Origin of the sequence: Cellulomonas sp. 73-92 (genome assembly GCF_001898175.1) — a bacterium.
In the GTDB taxonomy this organism is placed as follows: domain Bacteria; phylum Actinomycetota; class Actinomycetes; order Actinomycetales; family Cellulomonadaceae; genus Cellulomonas.
On record NZ_MKTH01000018.1, the window covers coordinates 235442 to 252262 of the forward strand.

The 16821-nt window shown below is 74.1% G+C and carries 13 protein-coding genes; 3 read left to right on the top strand and 10 right to left on the bottom strand.

The features are described 5' to 3' along the window. The gene (locus BGO37_RS13870) at positions 1 to 951 is read right to left on the bottom strand and encodes an aldo/keto reductase (RefSeq protein WP_291755750.1); all 951 of its coding nucleotides are present in this window, start codon (positions 949 to 951) and stop codon (positions 1 to 3) included. A 126-nt stretch (positions 952 to 1077) separates the two neighbouring features. Here BGO37_RS13870 and BGO37_RS13875 point away from each other — a divergent pair, with 126 nt between their 5' ends. Beyond that, a complete protein-coding gene (locus tag BGO37_RS13875) occupies positions 1078 to 1731 on the top strand; it encodes a DUF3558 family protein (protein WP_291755752.1) in 654 nt (217 codons plus the stop codon). A gap of 64 nt (positions 1732 to 1795) precedes the next feature. Beyond that, positions 1796 to 2515 carry a YggS family pyridoxal phosphate-dependent enzyme gene (locus BGO37_RS13880; RefSeq protein ID WP_291755753.1) on the top strand — a complete coding sequence of 240 codons (720 nt, stop codon included), beginning with the start codon at positions 1796 to 1798 and terminating at the stop codon, positions 2513 to 2515. Here the strand turns inward: BGO37_RS13880 and BGO37_RS13885 are convergent, their stop codons facing one another. From BGO37_RS13885 to BGO37_RS13925, 9 genes are all read right to left on the bottom strand, one after another. Next, positions 2516 to 3574, bottom strand: coding sequence for a biotin/lipoate A/B protein ligase family protein (locus BGO37_RS13885; RefSeq protein ID WP_291755754.1), 1059 nt, complete (start codon positions 3572 to 3574; stop codon positions 2516 to 2518). A 30-nt stretch (positions 3575 to 3604) separates the two neighbouring features. Beyond that, complete coding sequence (locus tag BGO37_RS13890) at positions 3605 to 4498, bottom strand: sensor domain-containing protein (protein WP_291755756.1); 894 nt, start codon at positions 4496 to 4498, stop codon at positions 3605 to 3607. A 73-nt stretch (positions 4499 to 4571) separates the two neighbouring features. Continuing rightward, positions 4572 to 6167, bottom strand: a complete 1596-nt coding sequence (gene cimA, locus BGO37_RS13895; protein ID WP_291755759.1) for a citramalate synthase — start codon at positions 6165 to 6167, stop codon at positions 4572 to 4574. Between the two features lie 249 nt (positions 6168 to 6416). Continuing rightward, complete coding sequence (locus BGO37_RS13900) at positions 6417 to 7517, bottom strand: branched-chain amino acid aminotransferase (RefSeq protein WP_291755761.1); 1101 nt, start codon at positions 7515 to 7517, stop codon at positions 6417 to 6419. Positions 7518 to 7570: 53 nt separating this feature from the next. Further along, the gene (locus BGO37_RS13905; protein WP_291755763.1) at positions 7571 to 8617 is read right to left on the bottom strand and encodes a 3-isopropylmalate dehydrogenase; all 1047 of its coding nucleotides are present in this window, start codon (positions 8615 to 8617) and stop codon (positions 7571 to 7573) included. Positions 8618 to 8661: 44 nt separating this feature from the next. Beyond that, on the bottom strand, positions 8662 to 9690 hold the full coding sequence (ilvC, locus tag BGO37_RS13910) for a ketol-acid reductoisomerase (protein WP_291755765.1): 1029 nt from the start codon (positions 9688 to 9690) through the stop codon (positions 8662 to 8664). Between the two features lie 26 nt (positions 9691 to 9716). After that, the gene (ilvN, locus tag BGO37_RS13915) at positions 9717 to 10241 is read right to left on the bottom strand and encodes an acetolactate synthase small subunit (protein WP_291755768.1); all 525 of its coding nucleotides are present in this window, start codon (positions 10239 to 10241) and stop codon (positions 9717 to 9719) included. Positions 10242 to 10244: 3 nt separating this feature from the next. Then, a complete protein-coding gene (locus BGO37_RS13920) occupies positions 10245 to 12092 on the bottom strand; it encodes an acetolactate synthase large subunit (RefSeq protein ID WP_291755769.1) in 1848 nt (615 codons plus the stop codon). Positions 12093 to 12325: 233 nt separating this feature from the next. Then, positions 12326 to 13354 (bottom strand): ornithine cyclodeaminase, encoded by a 1029-nt coding sequence (locus BGO37_RS13925; protein ID WP_291755772.1) that lies wholly within the window; start codon positions 13352 to 13354, stop codon positions 12326 to 12328. A 64-nt stretch (positions 13355 to 13418) separates the two neighbouring features. On the opposite strand from BGO37_RS13925, the gene BGO37_RS13930 reads away from it, so the two are divergent. Continuing rightward, positions 13419 to 16817 (top strand): bifunctional proline dehydrogenase/L-glutamate gamma-semialdehyde dehydrogenase, encoded by a 3399-nt coding sequence (locus BGO37_RS13930; RefSeq protein WP_367188115.1) that lies wholly within the window; start codon positions 13419 to 13421, stop codon positions 16815 to 16817. Positions 16818 to 16821 lie beyond the last annotated feature (4 nt).

Here is a 16821-nt window from a genome sequence, read left to right on the forward strand (position 1 = left end):
TCACCGCCAGGGGCGGGCGGACCGCTCCGCCCAGTACCGCTCGGGCGGCTCGGCCAGCGCCGCGACGTCCTCGGCGCCGGCCGCCGGCACGCGCGCCGCCAGGTTGGAGGCGAGCTGCCCGGGCGTCACCGCGCCGGACAGCACCACGTCGGCGAAGGGCCGGCCCAGCGCGCAGCCGATCGCGAACGCGTCGGCCGTCTGCTCGTCGTGCGCCGCCGCCCGCGCCCGTGCCGCGGCGTCGCCGTCCGGTCCGAGCCGGCCGTTGGCCAGCGCCTCCTTGATGACGACGAACCAACCGGCGTCGTGGGCGCGGGTCAGCGCCGGGCCGGCCGACGGCTCGAGGAGGTTCCACGTGGCCTGGACCACCGTGAACGGGCCGGCCGCCAGCGCGGCGTCGACGGCGTCGCCCTGGCGCGGGCCGCTGGTGGACAGGCCCACGCGCACGCCCGTGGCGGCCAGCGCCGCCAGCCGCGCCAGGATCGCCGGGTCGCGGAGGGCCGGGCTGTCCACCGTCGCGGAGTGCACCAGGTACACGTCCGGCGGGCCGCCGAGGGCCTCGAGCGTCTGGGGCCACTGCTCGTCCAGCATCGCGACGGAGTGCTCCTTGACCTCGTGCACCGCCGCGTCCATCCGGAACTCGCCGACGTACCGGTACCCCCACTTGCTGCCGACGACGAGCCGCTGGCGCCGGCCCGGGTGGGACGCCAGCCACGAGCCGAGGAACTGCTCGGCCAGGCCGTAGGAGCGGGCGCAGTCGACGTACCGCACGCCCGCGTCCCACGCCGCGTCCAGCACCTCGTGCGTCCGGGCCTCCATCGCGTCCACGGAACGCAGGGACGGCAGGTCTCCCGCGCGACCGGCGGTGATGTACGCGGGCCGCCCCAGCGCCGCCAGGCCGAGGCCGACGCGCGGTACGCCGGCACCCGTCAGCGGTCCGTCCGGCAGCGCCATGCCCACTCCCTCCACCGGCCCCGTGGCGAGCCTAGCCACCGGTATCTGGGCCTGCGGCCCTGCCTCCTTGTCACCAGCGGGACGCGACCCGCGTCCCGTCGGCACGCCGAGCAGGGAGGTTTGACCATGTGGCGCACATCAGCGGTGGTGGTCGCGGCGGTGCTGGCGCTGGCCGCGTGCTCCTCGTCGGGCGGCGGCGGGCCGACGACCCCGCCCGCGGCGCCCGCGACCCAGACCACGGCCCCGCCCACGACGACGCCGGCCCCCACGACGCCCGCCGCGACCCCGGAGGCGACGGCGCAGGGCGTGGCCCTCACCCTCGACCCCTGCGCTGTGTTCCCGCAGGCCGAGGCGAGCACCCTGCTCGGCACCACGGCCCCGGCCGGGCAGCCGCAGACCCTCGACGGCGGCGGGAAGATGTGCGTCTACGCCGCCGGGGCCGAGGGTGTCGCCCAGATCGTCGTCGCGCAGGCGACGAGCGCCGCCGACGCCGGCGCCGTGTGGGACCAGGAGCGTGCCCGGGCCAACCAGGCGCTGCAGCAGGCGCTCCAGTCGCAGGCACAGCTGACCCCCACGCTGGCCGACCTGCCCGGCCTCGGCGACAAGGCGTCCACGGCCTCGTACGCGGCGACGATCGGTCCGGTGACGCTCGCCGGCAGCGCGATCTACGTGCTCAAGGGCGCGACGTTCTTCGGGGTCAGCGTGCTGCGGCTGAACGGCGCCGCCCCCACCGTCGACGCGCTGAAGGCCGAGGCGCAGACGATCCTCGGCCGGATCTAGCGGGACGCGCCACGGTCCGGCCGGCGAGGGGCGCGGCCGGGCCGTGACGCTAGCGTTGCCGTTCGTGGACGACGACCTGCGCACCCGGCTGGCCGCCGTCCACGCCCGGATCGACCGCGCCACGGCGGATGCCGGCCGCTCCCAGGGCGACGTCACGCTGCTCCTGGCGACCAAGACGCAGGACGCCGGCACTATCCGCGCGGCCGTGCAGGCCCACCGCGCGCTGGCGGTCGAGCGGCGCCTGCTCCTCGGCGAGAACCGCGTCCAGGAGCTCGTCGCCAAGGGCCCTGCCCTGGCCGACCTGGGGCTGCCCTACCACCTCATCGGCCCGCTGCAGTCGAACAAGATCAACGCGGCGCTGCGGTGGGCGGACGCGGTCGACGCGGTCGAGTCGCTGGACCTCGCGCGCCGGCTGGCCGAGCGGCGATCGGGCCGCTACGCCGACCTCGACGTGATGGTGCAGGTCAACGTCTCGGGCGAGGCGACCAAGCACGGCGTCGCGCCCGACGAGGCCGCCGGGCTCGCCACGGCGGTGGCCGCCCTCGACGGGCTCCGGCTCGTCGGCTTCCAGACGATCGGAGCGATGAGCGACGACCCGCTCGTCGTGCGCGCGGGGTTCGCCGCGCTGCGCGCGGTGCGCGACGAGGTCGTCGCCTCCGGGTCCCCGGGCACGGCCGGCGCCGTCGAGCTGTCGATGGGCATGACCGGCGACCTGGAGCTCGCGATCGCCGAGGGCGCGACGGTCGTGCGGGTCGGCACCGCGGTCTTCGGCTCGCGGACGTGATCAGGGCAGGCGAGCGGTCCACCCCGGGCTCTCGAACTTCTCCACCCGCAGCCGGTCGGCACGCGCCAGCTCGTCGGCCGTCAGCTCGCCGTCGACCGTGCGGTACCGCCCGCGGAAGTGGGCCTCGAACGCCGTGATGACGTCCTCGCGCGGCAGCCGGGTCTGCGAGCGCACCGGGTCGACGCGCTTGCCCGAGCTGGCGGTGCCCTTGTCGGAGAGCTTCTCGCGGCCGATGCGCAGCACCTGGTTCATCTTGTCGGCGTCGATGTCGTAGGCCATCGTCACGTGGTGGAGCACCGCGCCGCCCACCAGCCGCTTCTGCGCGGAGCCGGCGATCTTGCCGGCCGGCGACGCGATGTCGTTGAGCCCCGTCAGGCTCGCCTGCACCTCGACGTCGGCGAGCGCGCCGAGCACCCACTGGTTGAGGAAGGCGTAGGACTCCTCGTAGCTCAGCCCGTCGACCAGGGACTCGGGCACGACGAGCGAGAACGTGATGCAGTTGCCGGCCTCCATGAACATGGCGCCGCCGCCGGAGATCCGCCGCACCACGCGCACGCCGTAGCGCTCGGCCGCCTCGAGGTCGACCTCGTTGGACAGCGACTGGAACGAGCCGATGACCACGGCCGGGGTGTCCCACTCCCAGAACCGGAAGGTGGGCCCGCGCCGTCCGGCGGCGAGCTCCTCGGTGAGCACCTGGTCGAGCGCGGTGTGCATCGCGGGCGGCAGCACGCCGGGGTCGAGGAACGTGAACTCGTGGTCCGCCCACGACGTCGACCGGCCGAGCGCGCGCCGCACCGCGATCGCGACGTCGCGCGTCGTCGCGCCGATCAGCTGGGCGCCGGGCAGCTCGGCGGCGACCCGCTCGTCGAGCGCGGTCGTCAGCTGGGCCACCGTGCTCGTCTCGGGCAGGCCGTCGAGCGCCCGGACGAACACGTCGAGCAGCTCGTCGGGCTCGGCGAAGAAGTCCCCGGAGACGACGACGCCGGCGAGGCGTCCGCCGCTCACCTCCAGGTCGACGACGACGAGCTTTCCCCCGGGGACCTTGTACGCACCGTGCACGCCGCCACTCTAGGCACGCCGGCGCGATCGCTAGCGCGCGGCCTGCACGGCGGCGAGCGCGCGCGCCTGGACGATCGCCGAGATGCCGTCCGGCGGCCCGAGGCTGCTGACGTTGTCGGTCGTCGTCGCGGTCCACGTGACGATGGCGTTGCCGACGAGCAGGTGCCCGCGGTAGCCGTTCGTCGTGGCCGTCTGCTGCTGGACCGTCACCTGCTGGACGACCGAGGGGTACAGCCCCACACCCTCGATGGCCGGCTGGGTCACCCACCGTCCGCCGGTGTCGCCCGTCGGGTCGACGACGGTGTAGGAGGCGCAGGCGTCGACGGTGCCGACGAGCGTGGCGAACGCCCGTTGCGCGTCGGTGGGCGTGGCGAGGAGGGTCACCTCCTGGCGGAACGTGAACGCCGTGCCGCCCATCCAGTCCCGCACCGCGTAGGCCTGCGGCGGCTGCGCGACGACGGTGCGGGCGACCAGGCACGACGACGGGATGATCACGCCGTTCGCCGGCAGGCCCCAGCCGGGGGCGGGAGCCGTCGAGGGAACGATCGGGCCCACGGCGGACGGAACGGCGCCGCCGATCTGGTCGGCCGTGACGAACAGCGCCTGCGAGCTGACGGCGTCGAACACCATGTCCCGGCCGGGCGGTGTCGGGCCCGGCTCGACGTTCGAGGTCGACGAGAGGGACGGGCTCGGGCCGAACGACGGCGCCGGCGGCAGGAGGCTGGGCTCGATGGTCGGCTCGGTCGGCGTCGGGGTGGGCGAGTCGGTCGGAGACGCGACCGACTCGGCCCCGTCCCACGGTTGCCACACCAGGAGGCCGACCACGAGCAGCACGACCCCGGCGAGCGCCCACCACCACGGCGCACGAGGCCGCGAGGGCGTCTCGTCGGCCCGTGGAGGCGTCGTGCTCCAACCGCCGGACAACCGCGCGCTCCCTTCTCGTGCCACTCGCAAGGCTATGCGTGCACGGCCGGTGACGCGAAGCCGCACGCCGCGATCAGAGGGGTGGAATCCCCAGGTGGTGCAGACCCCAGATGGCAGAGTCGGTCAGCGCCTCCCACGACGCCTCGATGACGTTGGGCCCCACGCCGACGGTCATCCAGGTCGTCGTGCCGTCGCTCGTCTCGATGAGCACCCGCGTCGTCGCATCCGTGCCGTGCTGCGTGTCGAGGATCCGCACCTTGAAGTCGATGAGGACGAACGCCTCGAGCTGCGGGTACACGCGCACCAGCGCCTGGCGCAGCGCCTGGTCGAGCGCGTTGACGGGGCCGTTGCCCTCGCCCGTGCTCACCACCCGCTCGCCGCCGGCGGTGAGCTTGACGGTCGCCTCGGCGTACGCGGGTGTGCCGCGGCCGCCGCGCCGCTCGACGATGGTGCGCCAGGACTCCACCGTGAAGTACGACGGCCGGCCGGCGCCCGCCTCCTCGAGGAGCAGCAGCTCGAAGCTGGCGTCGGCCGCCTCGTAGGTGTACCCGCTCGCCTCGGCGTCCTTGACCCGGTTGGCGACGCGCGTGAGCACGTCCGGCCGGTCCGACAGGTCGAAGCCGAGCTCGCGGCCCTTGAGCTCCACCGAGGCGCGGCCGGCCATCTCGGAGACGAGCATCCGCATGTCGTTGCCGACGTTGGCGGGGTCGGTGTGCTGGTACATGTCGGGGTCGACGCGGATGGCGCTGGCGTGCAGCCCGGCCTTGTGCGCGAAGGCGCTGGTGCCGACGTAGGGCTGGCGCGCGAACGGCGAGATGTTGGTGATCTCGCTGATGGCGTGGGCGATCCGCGTCAGGTCGCGCAGGCCGCCGCCGTCCAGCGCGCGCAGCACCGGGCGGGCGAGCTTCAGCTCGAGGTTGGCGACCACCGTCAGGAGGTCGGCGTTCCCGGTCCGCTCGCCGTAGCCGTTGACCGTGCCCTGCACGTGGGTCGCGCCGGCGTCCACCGCGGCCAGCGTGTTGGCGACCGCGCAGCCGGAGTCGTTGTGGGCGTGGATGCCGAGCACCGCGTGCGGACCGACCGCGTCACGCACCGCCGTGACGGTCTCGCCCACCCAGGTGGGCAGCATGCCGCCGTTGGTGTCGCACAGCGCGACGACCTCGGCGCCCGACTCGAAGCTCGCCAGCACGGCCGCCAGCGCGAAGTCCTTGTCGTAGCGGTAGCCGTCGAAGAAGTGCTCGACGTCGACGACGACCCGCCGGCCCTCGAGCACGAGGTACGACACGGTGTCGCGGATCATCGCGAGGCCCTCGTCCCTCGTCGTGCGCAGCGCGCGCTCGACGTGCCGCACGTCGCTCTTCGCGACGAGCGTGACGATGGGCGTCTCGGCGTCGACGAGCGCCCGCACCTGGGGGTCGTCGGCCGCCCGCACGCCGGCCTTGCGGGTGGCGCCGAACGCCGCGAGCTCGGCGTTCTTCAGGTCGAGCTCCTTGGCGGCGCGCTTGAAGAACTCCGTGTCCTTGGGCACCGCGCCGGGCCACCCGCCCTCGATGACCCCGACGCCGAGCTCGTCGAGCAGGGCGCTGATGAGCAGCTTGTCGGTGATGGAGAGGTTGATCCCCTCCTGCTGGGCACCGTCGCGCAGCGTGGTGTCGTAGACCTGGAACAACTCGGGTGCTCCTTCGTCGGGACGTCGCGGGACGGGTGAGGGGTGGTACCCGGTACAACAAAAAGACCCCCCGTGGTACGGGAGGTCTGCGCGCCGGCGGATGGGCCGACGCGCTAGCCGATAATCAGCGAGTACTGATGCACGCACCCATGGTGACACACGAACCTACGGTCGCGTAACCCACGTCCGCGACCCGGACGCGGCCGGGCACGGCCCGGTCGTGGCCGGCCGGTGGCCGGCGGCGGCACGTCAGACGAGGCGGTAGAGCCAGCCGTGCAAGTCGGCGGCACGGCCGGTCTGGATGTCCGTCAGCTGCTCGCGGATCGCCACCGTCACCGGGCCGGCGCCGCCGTCGCCGACCGTCAGGTCGAAGTCGTCCGACGCCAGCCGGCCGATGGGGGTCATGACGGCGGCCGTGCCGCACGCGAACACCTCGGCGACCTCGCCGCTGGCCAGGCCGGCGGTCAGCTCGTCGAGCCGCACCGGCTCCTCGGACACCTCGTGCCCCGCCTCCGCCAGCAGCGTGAGGATCGAGGAGCGCGTGACGCCCTCGAGGATGGTGCCGGAGATGGCGGGCGTCGTCACCCGGCCGTCCGCGTGCACCACCATGACGTTCATGCCGCCGAGCTCCTCGAGCGTCTCGCCGGCCACGTCGAGGAAGCACACCTGGTCGAAGCCCTTGGCGTAGGCCTCCTGCTGCGGCAGCAGGCTGGCGGCGTAGTTGCCGCCGCACTTGGCGGCCCCGGTGCCACCGGGACCCGCCCGGTGGAAGTCGGTCGAGATCCAGATGGACACCGGCTGCACGCCGCCGGAGGCGAAGTACGGCCCGACGGGCGAGGCGATGGTGAGGAACTCCACCGCGTTGGCCGGCCGCACGCCGAGGAACCGCTCCGCGGCGTACATGAAGGGGCGCAGGTAGAGGCTGGTCTCCTCCCCCGACGGCACCCAGTCCCGGTCGGCCGCGACGAGCGCGGTGATCGCGCCGAGGAAGTCGTCCTCGGACAGCTCGGGCAGCGCCAGGCGATGGGCGGAGCGCGCGAAGCGGGCGGCGTTGGCCTGCGGCCGGAACGACCAGATCGAGCCGTCCGCGTGCCGGTAGGCCTTGAGCCCCTCGAAGATCTCCTGCCCGTAGTGGAGCACCGCCGCCGCCGGGTCGAGCACCAGCGGCGCGTACGGCTCGACACGGCGGTTCGCCCAGCCGCCGTCCGCCGTCCAGCCGATCCGCGCCATGTGGTCCGTGAAGACCGTGCCGAACCTCGGGTGCTCCAGGAGCTTCGCGCGCTCCTCGTCGGGCACCGGGTGGTCGGTGCGGTGCAGCTCGAAGAGGTCGGCGGGCGTCGTGGTGCTCATGTCTGGTGGCCTTTCACGGGACTCGGGACGAGAGTATCCGCCGGCCGGGCGGGCTAGATGCGCGCGACGAGGTCGGCGCCCACCTCGGCCGTCGACCGTACTCGGCCGCCCCGCTCGGCGAGGTCGGCGGCGACCGCGGCGTCCACCCGCGCGGCCTCGTCGTGCCGCCCGAGGTGGTCCAGGAGCATCGCGACCGACAGCACGGTGGCCGTCGGGTCGGCCTTGCCCTGCCCCGCGATGTCCGGCGCCGAGCCGTGCACGGGCTCGAACATGCTGGGCGCGGTCCGGTCGGGGTTGACGTTGCCGGACGCCGCCAGGCCGATGCCACCGGTGATGGCCGCCGCGAGGTCGGTGAGGATGTCGCCGAAGAGGTTGTCCGTCACGACGACGTCGAAGCGGCTGGGGTTCGTCGCGAGGTAGATGGTCGCGGCGTCGACGTGGCAGTAGTCGGTGGTGACGCCGGGGAACTCGGCGTTGACCGCCTCGACCGTGCGGCGCCAGAGGTGGCCCGCGTGCACCAGCACGTTGTGCTTGTGGACCAGGGTCAGCTTCTTGCGCGGGCGGGCGGCGGCCTGGGCGAAGGCGTAGCGGACGACGCGCTCGACGCCGAAGGCGGTGTTGACCGACACCTCGGTGGCGATCTCGTGGGCTGTGCCGACCCGCAGCGCGCCGCCGTTGCCGACGTACGGCCCCTCGGTGCCCTCGCGCACGACGACGAAGTCGACGTCCCCGGGGTTGGCCAGCGGGCCGGTGACCCCCGGGTAGAGCTTGGACGGGCGGAGGTTGACGTAGTGGTCGAGCGCGAACCGGAGCTTGAGCAGCAGCCCGCGCTCGAGCACGCCCGACGGCACGGTGGGGTCGCCGACCGCGCCGAGCAGGATGGCGTCGTGCTCGCGGATCGCGGCGAGGTCGTCGTCGGTCAGCGTCTCCCCGGTGGCGTGCCACCGGGCCGCGCCCAGGTCGAACGGCGTCGCCTCGACCTGGGCCGAGCCGCCGACCGCCTTCTCCAGCGCGAGCAGCCCCTGCTCGACGACCTCCGGGCCGATCCCGTCGCCGGCGACGACCGCCAGCCTGATCGGCCCGTTCTCCGTGTTCGTCATGCCTGCCAACCTATCCGCCCGTCCAAGCCTTGGACCGGCCCGTCTCAGCGGGCGGCCGAGCCCTCGCGGTAGTCGGTGTCGGCGGGCTTCACCCACGCGAACAGCTTGCGCAGCTCGCGGCCGACCGGCTCGATCGGGTGGTTCTGGCCCTTCTCGCGCAGGGCCTTGAACTCCGGGGCGCCGGCGTCCTGGTCCGCGATGAAGCGACGGGCGAACGTGCCGTCCTGGATGTCCGCCAGCACGGCCTTCATGTTCTCCTTGACGTGCGGGTCGATGACCCGCGGCCCGGAGACGTAGTCGCCGTACTCGGCGGTGTCGGACACCGACCAGCGCTGCTTGGTGATGCCGCCCTCGTAGATGAGGTCGACGATCAGCTTCATCTCGTGCAGCACCTCGAAGTACGCGATCTCCGGCTGGTAGCCCGCCTCGGTCAGCGTCTCGAACCCGTACTGGATCAGCTGGGAGACGCCGCCGCACAGGACGGCCTGCTCGCCGAAGAGGTCGGTCTCCGTCTCCTCGGTGAACGTCGTCCTGATGCCGGCGGCGCGCAGGCCGCCGATCCCCTTGGCGTAGCTGAGCGCGAGCGCCCACGCGTCGCCCGAGGCGTCCTGCTCGACGGCGATCGCCACCGGCACGCCGCGGCCGGCGGCGTACTCGCGGCGCACGAGGTGGCCCGGGCCCTTGGGCGCGACCATGAAGACGTCGGCGTCCGCGCGCGGCGTGATGTAGCCGAACCGGATGTTGAAGCCGTGGCCGAAGACGAGCGCGGTGCCGGGGTTGAGGTTCGGCTCGATCTCGTTGGCGTAGACGATCCGCTGCACCTGGTCGGGGGCGAGGATGACGACGACGTCGGCCTCCTTGACCGCGTCAGCGACGGGCAGCACCCGAAGGCCCTGCTCGGTGGCCTTGGCGACCGAGGGCGAGCCCTCGCGCAGGCCGATGCGGACGTCGACGCCGGAGTCGCGCAGGTTGAGGGCGTGCGCGTGCCCCTGGCTGCCGTACCCGATGACGGCGACCTTCTTGCTGGCGATGACGGACAGGTCGGCGTCGTCGTCGTAGAACAGCTCGGCCACGGTGTGGTTCTCCTTTGGGTTCGAGGTCAGGCCGACCGGGTGACCCGCTCGAGGGCCCGGTCGGTGATGGAGCGGGAGCCGCGGCCGATGGCCACGGTGCCGGACTGGACGATCTCCCGCACGCCGTACGGCTCGAGGGCCGCCAGCAGTGCGGTGAGCTTGCTCGGGGACCCGATCGCCTCGATGACGACGGTCTCCGTCGACACGTCGACGACGTGCGCACGGAACAGGTCGACCACCTCGAGGACGCCCGTGCGCTGCGCCTGGTCGGCCTTGACCTTGACCAGCAGCAGCTCGCGGCGCACCGAGGAGTCGTCCTCGAGCTCGACGATCTTGATGACGTTGACCAGCTTGTTCAGCTGCTTCGTCACCTGCTCCAGCGGCCGCGCCTCGACGTCGACGACGACGGTGATGCGTGAGATCTCGTCGTGCTCCGTCGGTCCCACGGCCAGGGAGTGGATGTTGAACGCGCGGCGGGCGAAGAGGCCCGCGACGCGCGTCAGCACGCCGGGCTTGTTCTCGACGAGCACGGACAGGGTGTGGCGGGTCACGGCTCAGTCCTCCCGGTCCCACGCCGGGGTGAGGCCCCGGGCGTACTGGATGTCGTCGTTGCTGACGCCCGCGGCGACCATCGGCCACACCATCGCGTCGCGCGAGACGGTGAAGTCGACGACGACCGGGCGGTCGTCGATCTCGTTGGCGCGCTTGATCGTCGCGTCGACGTCGGCCTTCGTCTCGCAGCGCAGGCCGACGGCGCCGTACGCCTCGGCGAGCTTGACGAAGTCCGGGATCCGCACCGTGCCGTGGCCCGTGTGCAGGTCGGTGTTCGAGTAGCGGGACTCGTAGAAGAGGGTCTGCCACTGGCGCACCATGCCGAGCGACGAGTTGTTGATGACCGCGACCTTGATGGGGATGTCGTTGATGGTGCAGGTGGCCAGCTCCTGGTTGGTCATCTGGAAGCAGCCGTCGCCGTCGATCGCCCACACCGTGCGGTCCGGGGCGCCGACCTTGGCACCCATGGCCGCCGGCACGGCGTAGCCCATGGTCCCCAGGCCGCCCGAGTTCAGCCACGAGCGCGGGCGCTGGTAGTGGATGAACTGCGCCGCCCACATCTGGTGCTGGCCGACGCCCGCGACGTAGACCGCCTCCGGCCCGGTGATCTCGCCGATCCGGCTGATGACGTGCTGCGGGGCCAGGTGGCCGTCGTCGGTCTCGTCGTACCCGAGCGGGAAGGTGGAGCGCCACGCGTCGATCTGGCGCCACCACGCCTCGAGGTCGGGCTTGCCGTGGTGGGCGTGCTCGCGCTCGAGCTCGACGAGCAGGTCGGCGATCACCTCGACCAGGTCGCCGACGATCGGCACGTCGGCGCGCACGTTCTTGCCGATCTCCGCGGGGTCGATGTCGGCGTGGACCACGGCGGCCTGCGGCGCGAAGCTCGACAGCAGGCCGGTCACGCGGTCGTCGAACCGGGTGCCGAGCCCGACGATGAGGTCGGCCCGCTGCAGCGCCGCGACGGCCGGCACCGTGCCGTGCATGCCGGGCATGCCGAGGTGCTGCGGGTGGTCGTCGGGCAGCGCGCCACGGCCCATGAGCGTCGTCGTCACCGCCGCGCCCGAGGCGTCGACCAGCCGGCGCAGCAGCGCGGAGGCGCCGGCGCGGATGATGCCGCCGCCGGCGAGGATCACCGGACGGCGCGCGGTCGCCAGGAGGCGGGCCGCCTCGCGCACCTGCTTGGAGTGGGGCTTGGTCACCGGGTGGTAGCCCGGCAGGTCGATCGTCTGCGGCCAGCGGAACGTGGTGCGCGCCTGCATCGCCGACTTGGCGATGTCGACGAGCACCGGGCCCGGGCGGCCGGTCGCCGCGATGTGGAACGCCTCGGCGATGACGCGGGGGATGTCGTCCGGGTCCGTCACCAGGTAGTTGTGCTTGGTCACCGGCAGCGTGATGCCGACGATGTCGGCCTCCTGGAACGCGTCCGTGCCGATGAGGCTCGCCGTCACCTGGCCCGTGATGGCGACGACCGGGATGGAGTCCATGTTGGCGTCGGCGAGGGCGGTGACCAGGTTGGTGGCACCCGGGCCCGACGTCGCCATGGTGACGCCGACCCGGCCGGTGACGTGGGCGTACCCGGAGGCCGCGTGCCCGCCGCCCTGCTCGTGCCGCACGAGGATGTGGCGCACCTTGGCCGAGTCCATCAGCGGGTCGTAGGTCGGCAGGATCGCGCCGCCCGGGATGCCGAAGACGACGTCGACGCCGGCCTCCTCGAGCGACCGGATGATCGACTGCGCGCCGGTGACCTCCTCCGGCCCGATCACGGGCGGTGCGGGCTGCGCCACGGCGGGCGCGGCCCGGCCGGAGGGCCGCGGCGTCGGCGGTGCCGTCGGCGTGGATCCCTGTGCCATCACAACTCCTCGGGGACGAGCGGCCGCCCCCAGAAAACAGAAAACCCCTCGGCCCGGGGACGGGCTGGTCGAGGGGTGCGCGCAGACGTGGAACGGGCCTCAGCCGGCGCGCCCAGGAAGTACTACGACGAGGGAGATCTGCACGGCCGCGAGCCTACGCGAGCCACGCCCGCGATGTCACATCCGAACGCCCCTATCTCAGAAATCGGTTCACGGTCTCACATCGTGGACCGCTAGTGGACGGGCGCGCCGTGCGTCGCGAAGCCGAACAGGTCCTTCGGGTCGTCGGGCTCGGCGACCAGGTCGATGTCGCGGAACAGGTCCGTGCCGGCGACGTCGTCGCGCACGAAGCACAGGGCGGAGAAGTCCTCCAGGGCGAAGCCGACCGAGTCGAACACGGTGACCTCGTCGGGCGACCGCCGCCCCGGTGCGCGCCCCGCCACGACCTCCCAGAGCTCGGTGACGGGGAACGTCGCGGCCAGCTGCTGGATCTCGCCCTCGAGGCGCGTCTGCGGCTCGTACTCCACGGTCACCGCCGCGCGCTCGAGGATCGCCGGGTCGAGCTCCGTCTTGCCGGGGCAGTCGCCGCCGATCGCGTTGACGTGCATCCCGGGCTCGACCTGCTCGTCGGCCAGGATCACGGCGCGCACCTTGTCGGCGGTGCACGTCGTCACGACGTCGGCGCCCCGCACGGCGTCGGTCGCGCTGGTCGCCGCGCGCACGTCGAAGCCGAGCGGCGCGAGGTTGCGCACCGCCTTGACCATCGCCGCGGGGTCGATGTCCCACACCCGGAGCTGGTCGATCCCGAGCAGCTCGCGGAACGCGATCGCCTGGAACTCCGACTGGCTGCCCGCACCGACGAGCGCCATGGTGCGGCTGTCGGGCCGCGCGAGGTAGCGCGCCGCGAGCGCCGACGTCGCGGCGGTGCGCAGCGCGGTGAGCAGCGTCATCTCGGCCACGAAGAGCGGGTACCCGGTGTGGACCGACGCGAGCACGCCGAACGCCGTCACCGTCTGGTGCCCGCGCGCCGGGTTGAACGGGTGCCCGTTGACGTACTTGAAGGCGTAGGTGTCCGCGTCGGTGATCGGCATGAGCTCGATGACGCCGAACGGCGTGTGGGAGGCGATCCGCTCCCGCTTCTCGAACTCCGGCCAGCGGCGCAGGTCGGCCTCGAGCCGGGCGGCGATGCCGGTGATCGTGGCGGCCGGGCCCCGCGTCCCCAGCCAGCGCACCATGTCCTCGACGCCGACGAACGTGGTCATCCCGCCTCCAGGACGCGAACCTCGCGACGCGCCGTCGCGCCGTACCGCGACGATACTGGCCGGGGTGAGCACCGACGCCCGCACCCTGGCCGACGACGCCGTCGCACTCGTCCGCACGTGGCTCGCGGACCCCGCGGCCGCCCACCCCGATCCCGCCGCACGCCGGCTCGCCGCCCTGCTGCGCGACCCTGCCGGCCTCGAGTTCGCCGTCGGGTTCATCGACGGCGTGGTGCGTCCCGAGGACGCGACCGTCGCGGCCCGCGCGTTCCGGCGGCTGTCGGGGCGGCCGCCGGCGTTCCTCTCCCCGTGGCTGCGCGCCGGCATCCGCGTGGGCGGGGCCGCCGCGCCGGTGCTGCCCGGCGTCGTGGTGCCCACCGGGCGGGCCGCGCTGCGGGCGCTCGTCGGGCACCTGCTGCTCGACGCCGACGGCCGCCGGCTGACGAGCCGGCTCGCCGCGCTGCGGGCCGGCGGCGCCACGCCCAACGTCAACCTGCTCGGGGAGGCCGTGCTCGGGCCGCGGCAGGCCGCCCGGCGGCTCGAGGGCATCGGCCGGCTGCTGGCGCGCGACGACGTCGACCACCTGTCCGTCAAGGTCTCCGCGACCGTCGCGCCGCACGCGCCCTGGGCGTTCGACGAGGCCGTCGACGAGGTCGTCGAGACCCTCGCGCCGCTGTACGGGCTGGCGGCCGCCCGGGGCACCCTGCTCACCCTCGACATGGAGGAGTACCGGGACCTCGACCTCACGCTGGCGGTGTTCCGGCGGCTGCTCGAGCGGTCCGAGCTGCGCGGCCTGGTCGCCGGCGTGGTGCTGCAGGCCTACCTCCCGGATGCCACCCCGGCGTACGACGAGCTCGCGGCGTGGGCCGGCGCACGCGTCGCCGCGGGCGGGGCACCCGTGCGGGTGCGGCTCGTCAAGGGCGCGAACCTGCCGATGGAGCGCGTCGACGCGCAGATGCACGGGTGGCCCGTGGCGACGTGGTCCTCCAAGCGCGAGACCGACACCGCCTACCTGCGGCTCCTGGACCAGGCGCTGACGCCCGCAGCCGTGGCGGCGGTGCGCGTCGGGGTCGCAGGCCACAACCTCTTCGACGTCGCGCTCGCCGTGCTGCTGGCGCGGGCGCGCGGGCTCTCCGACGGCGTCGAGATCGAGATGCTGCTGGGCATGGCTCCCGCGCAGGCCGAGGCGGCTCGGCGGGAGGCGGGCGGCCTGCTGCTCTACACGCCGGTGGTCGCGCGCTCCGACGCCGACTCGGCGATCGCCTACCTCGTGCGGCGGCTCGAGGAGGGCGCGAGCCCCGAGAACTTCCTGGCCAGCGCCCTGCGGCTGGCCGACGACGAAGAAGCGTTCGCGCTCGAGGAGCGGCGCTTCCGCGCGTCGCTGGCCGCGCTCGACGAGCCTGTGCCGACGAGCCACCGGACCGCCGCCACGCCGACGGCTGTCCAGGGGTTCCGCAACGCGTCCGACAGCGACCCGGCGGTCGCCGCGACGCGCGGGTGGGCGCGAGACATCCTGCGGCGCGCGCCGCACAGCACGCTCGGCGAGGGCGCCGTCGCGGCCGCCACGGTCCGCGACGATGCGCGGCTGGGCGCGCTGCTGGACACCGCCCGCTCCGCCGCACCCGGCTGGGCCGCGCTGGCCCCCGCCGCCCGCGCCGAGATCCTCGGCCGCGCCGCCGACGTCCTGGAGCGCCGCCGGGGCGAGCTCGTCGAGGTGATGGTCGCCGAGGGTGGCAAGACGGTCGACCAGGCCGATCCCGAGGTGTCCGAGGCCGTGGACCACGCGCGCCACGACGCGGAGCTGGCGATCGCGGCCGCCCAGCTCGGCGGCGCCGTGCTCGACCCGTATGCCGTCACGCTCGTCGTGCCGCCGTGGAACTTCCCGCTGGCGATCCCCGCAGGCTCGACGCTCGCGGCGCTGGCGTCCGGCTCCGCGGTGGTGCTCAAGCCGTCGCGGCGCACCCCACGCACCGCGGCGCTGCTCGTCGACGCGCTGCACGAGGCGGGGGTGCCGCGCGAGGTCCTCGCGTTCGCACCGGTCGCCGACGCCGCGCTCGGCTCCCGCCTGGTGGCCGACGCCCGCGTCGACCAGGTGCTCCTCACCGGCGGCTACGAGACAGCGGAGGCGTTCCGGTCGCTGCGGCCGGGCCTCCGGCTGCTCGCCGAGACGAGCGGCAAGAACGCCGTCGTCGTCACGCCCAGCGCGGACCTCGACCTCGCGGCGCGCGACGTCGCCGCCTCGGCCTTCGGCCACGCGGGCCAGAAGTGCTCGGCGGCCTCGCTCGTCATCCTCGTCGGGCAGGTCGCCCGGTCCCGGCGCTTTCGCGACCAGCTGCTCGACGCCGTCGACGCGATGCGCGTCGGCGAGGCGTGGGACCCCACGGCGCGGATGGGGCCGCTCATCGCGCCGGCCGAGGGCAAGCTGCTCGACGCCCTGACCCAGCTGGGGCCCGGCGAGCGGTGGGTCCGCACGCCACGGCGCCTCGACGAGGCTGGCAGGCTCTGGACGCCGGGCGTCAAGACCACCGTCCCCGGCTCGTCGTTCCACACCACGGAGTGCTTCGGTCCCGTGCTCGGGGTGCTGACGGCGCGCGACCTCGACGAGGCCCTGGCGATCCAGAACGCCGTGCCGTTCGGCCTGACGGCCGGCCTGCACTCGCTCGACGCCGACGAGGTGGCGCACTGGGTGGAACGGGTCGAGGCGGGCAACCTCTACGTCAACCGCGGCATCACGGGCGCCATCGTGCGGCGCCAGCCGTTCGGTGGCTGGAAGCGCTCGGTCGTCGGGCCGGGCGCCAAGCTCGGCGGGCCCAGCACGGTGCTCGCCGTCTCGTCGTTCCGCCGCGCGCAGGCCGCGCACGACGAGCCGGCCGACGCCCCGGCCGCCGCGATCGTCGCCGCGTTCGGCGCCCGTGGCCCGGAGGTTGCCGCGTTCCTGCGCCGCTCGGCGGCGAGCGACCGGCGGGCCTGGGCCGACGAGTACGGCGTGGTGCGCGACGCGACCGGCCTGGCCGCCGAGCGCAACGCGCTGCGCTACCGCCCGGTCCCGGTGACGGTCCGCGCCGCGGCGGGCGCCGAACCGGCGGACGTCGCGCGGGTGGTGCTCGCCGGCCTGTCGGCGCGTTCGCCGCTCGCCCTGTCCCTCGCCGCGCCGCCGGCGCCCGACGAGAAGGCGGCCCTGGTCACGGTCGGCATCGACCTGCGGGTGGAGGACGAGGACGCGTGGACCCGACGGGCCGGTTCGATGCACGACGAGCGGGTGCGGCTGGTCGGCGGCTCCGCCGCCGCGCTGCTGCAGGCGGTGGGCGGCCGGCCCGACCTGACGGTGCACGACCATCCCGTCACCGAGTCCGGCCGGGTGGAGGCGCTGCCGTTCGTGCGGGAGCAGGCGATCGCGATCACCGCGCACCGGTTCGGCACGCCGAGCCGGATCGTCGAGGCGGTGCCGCTGGGCGCGCCGGCCTGAGCCG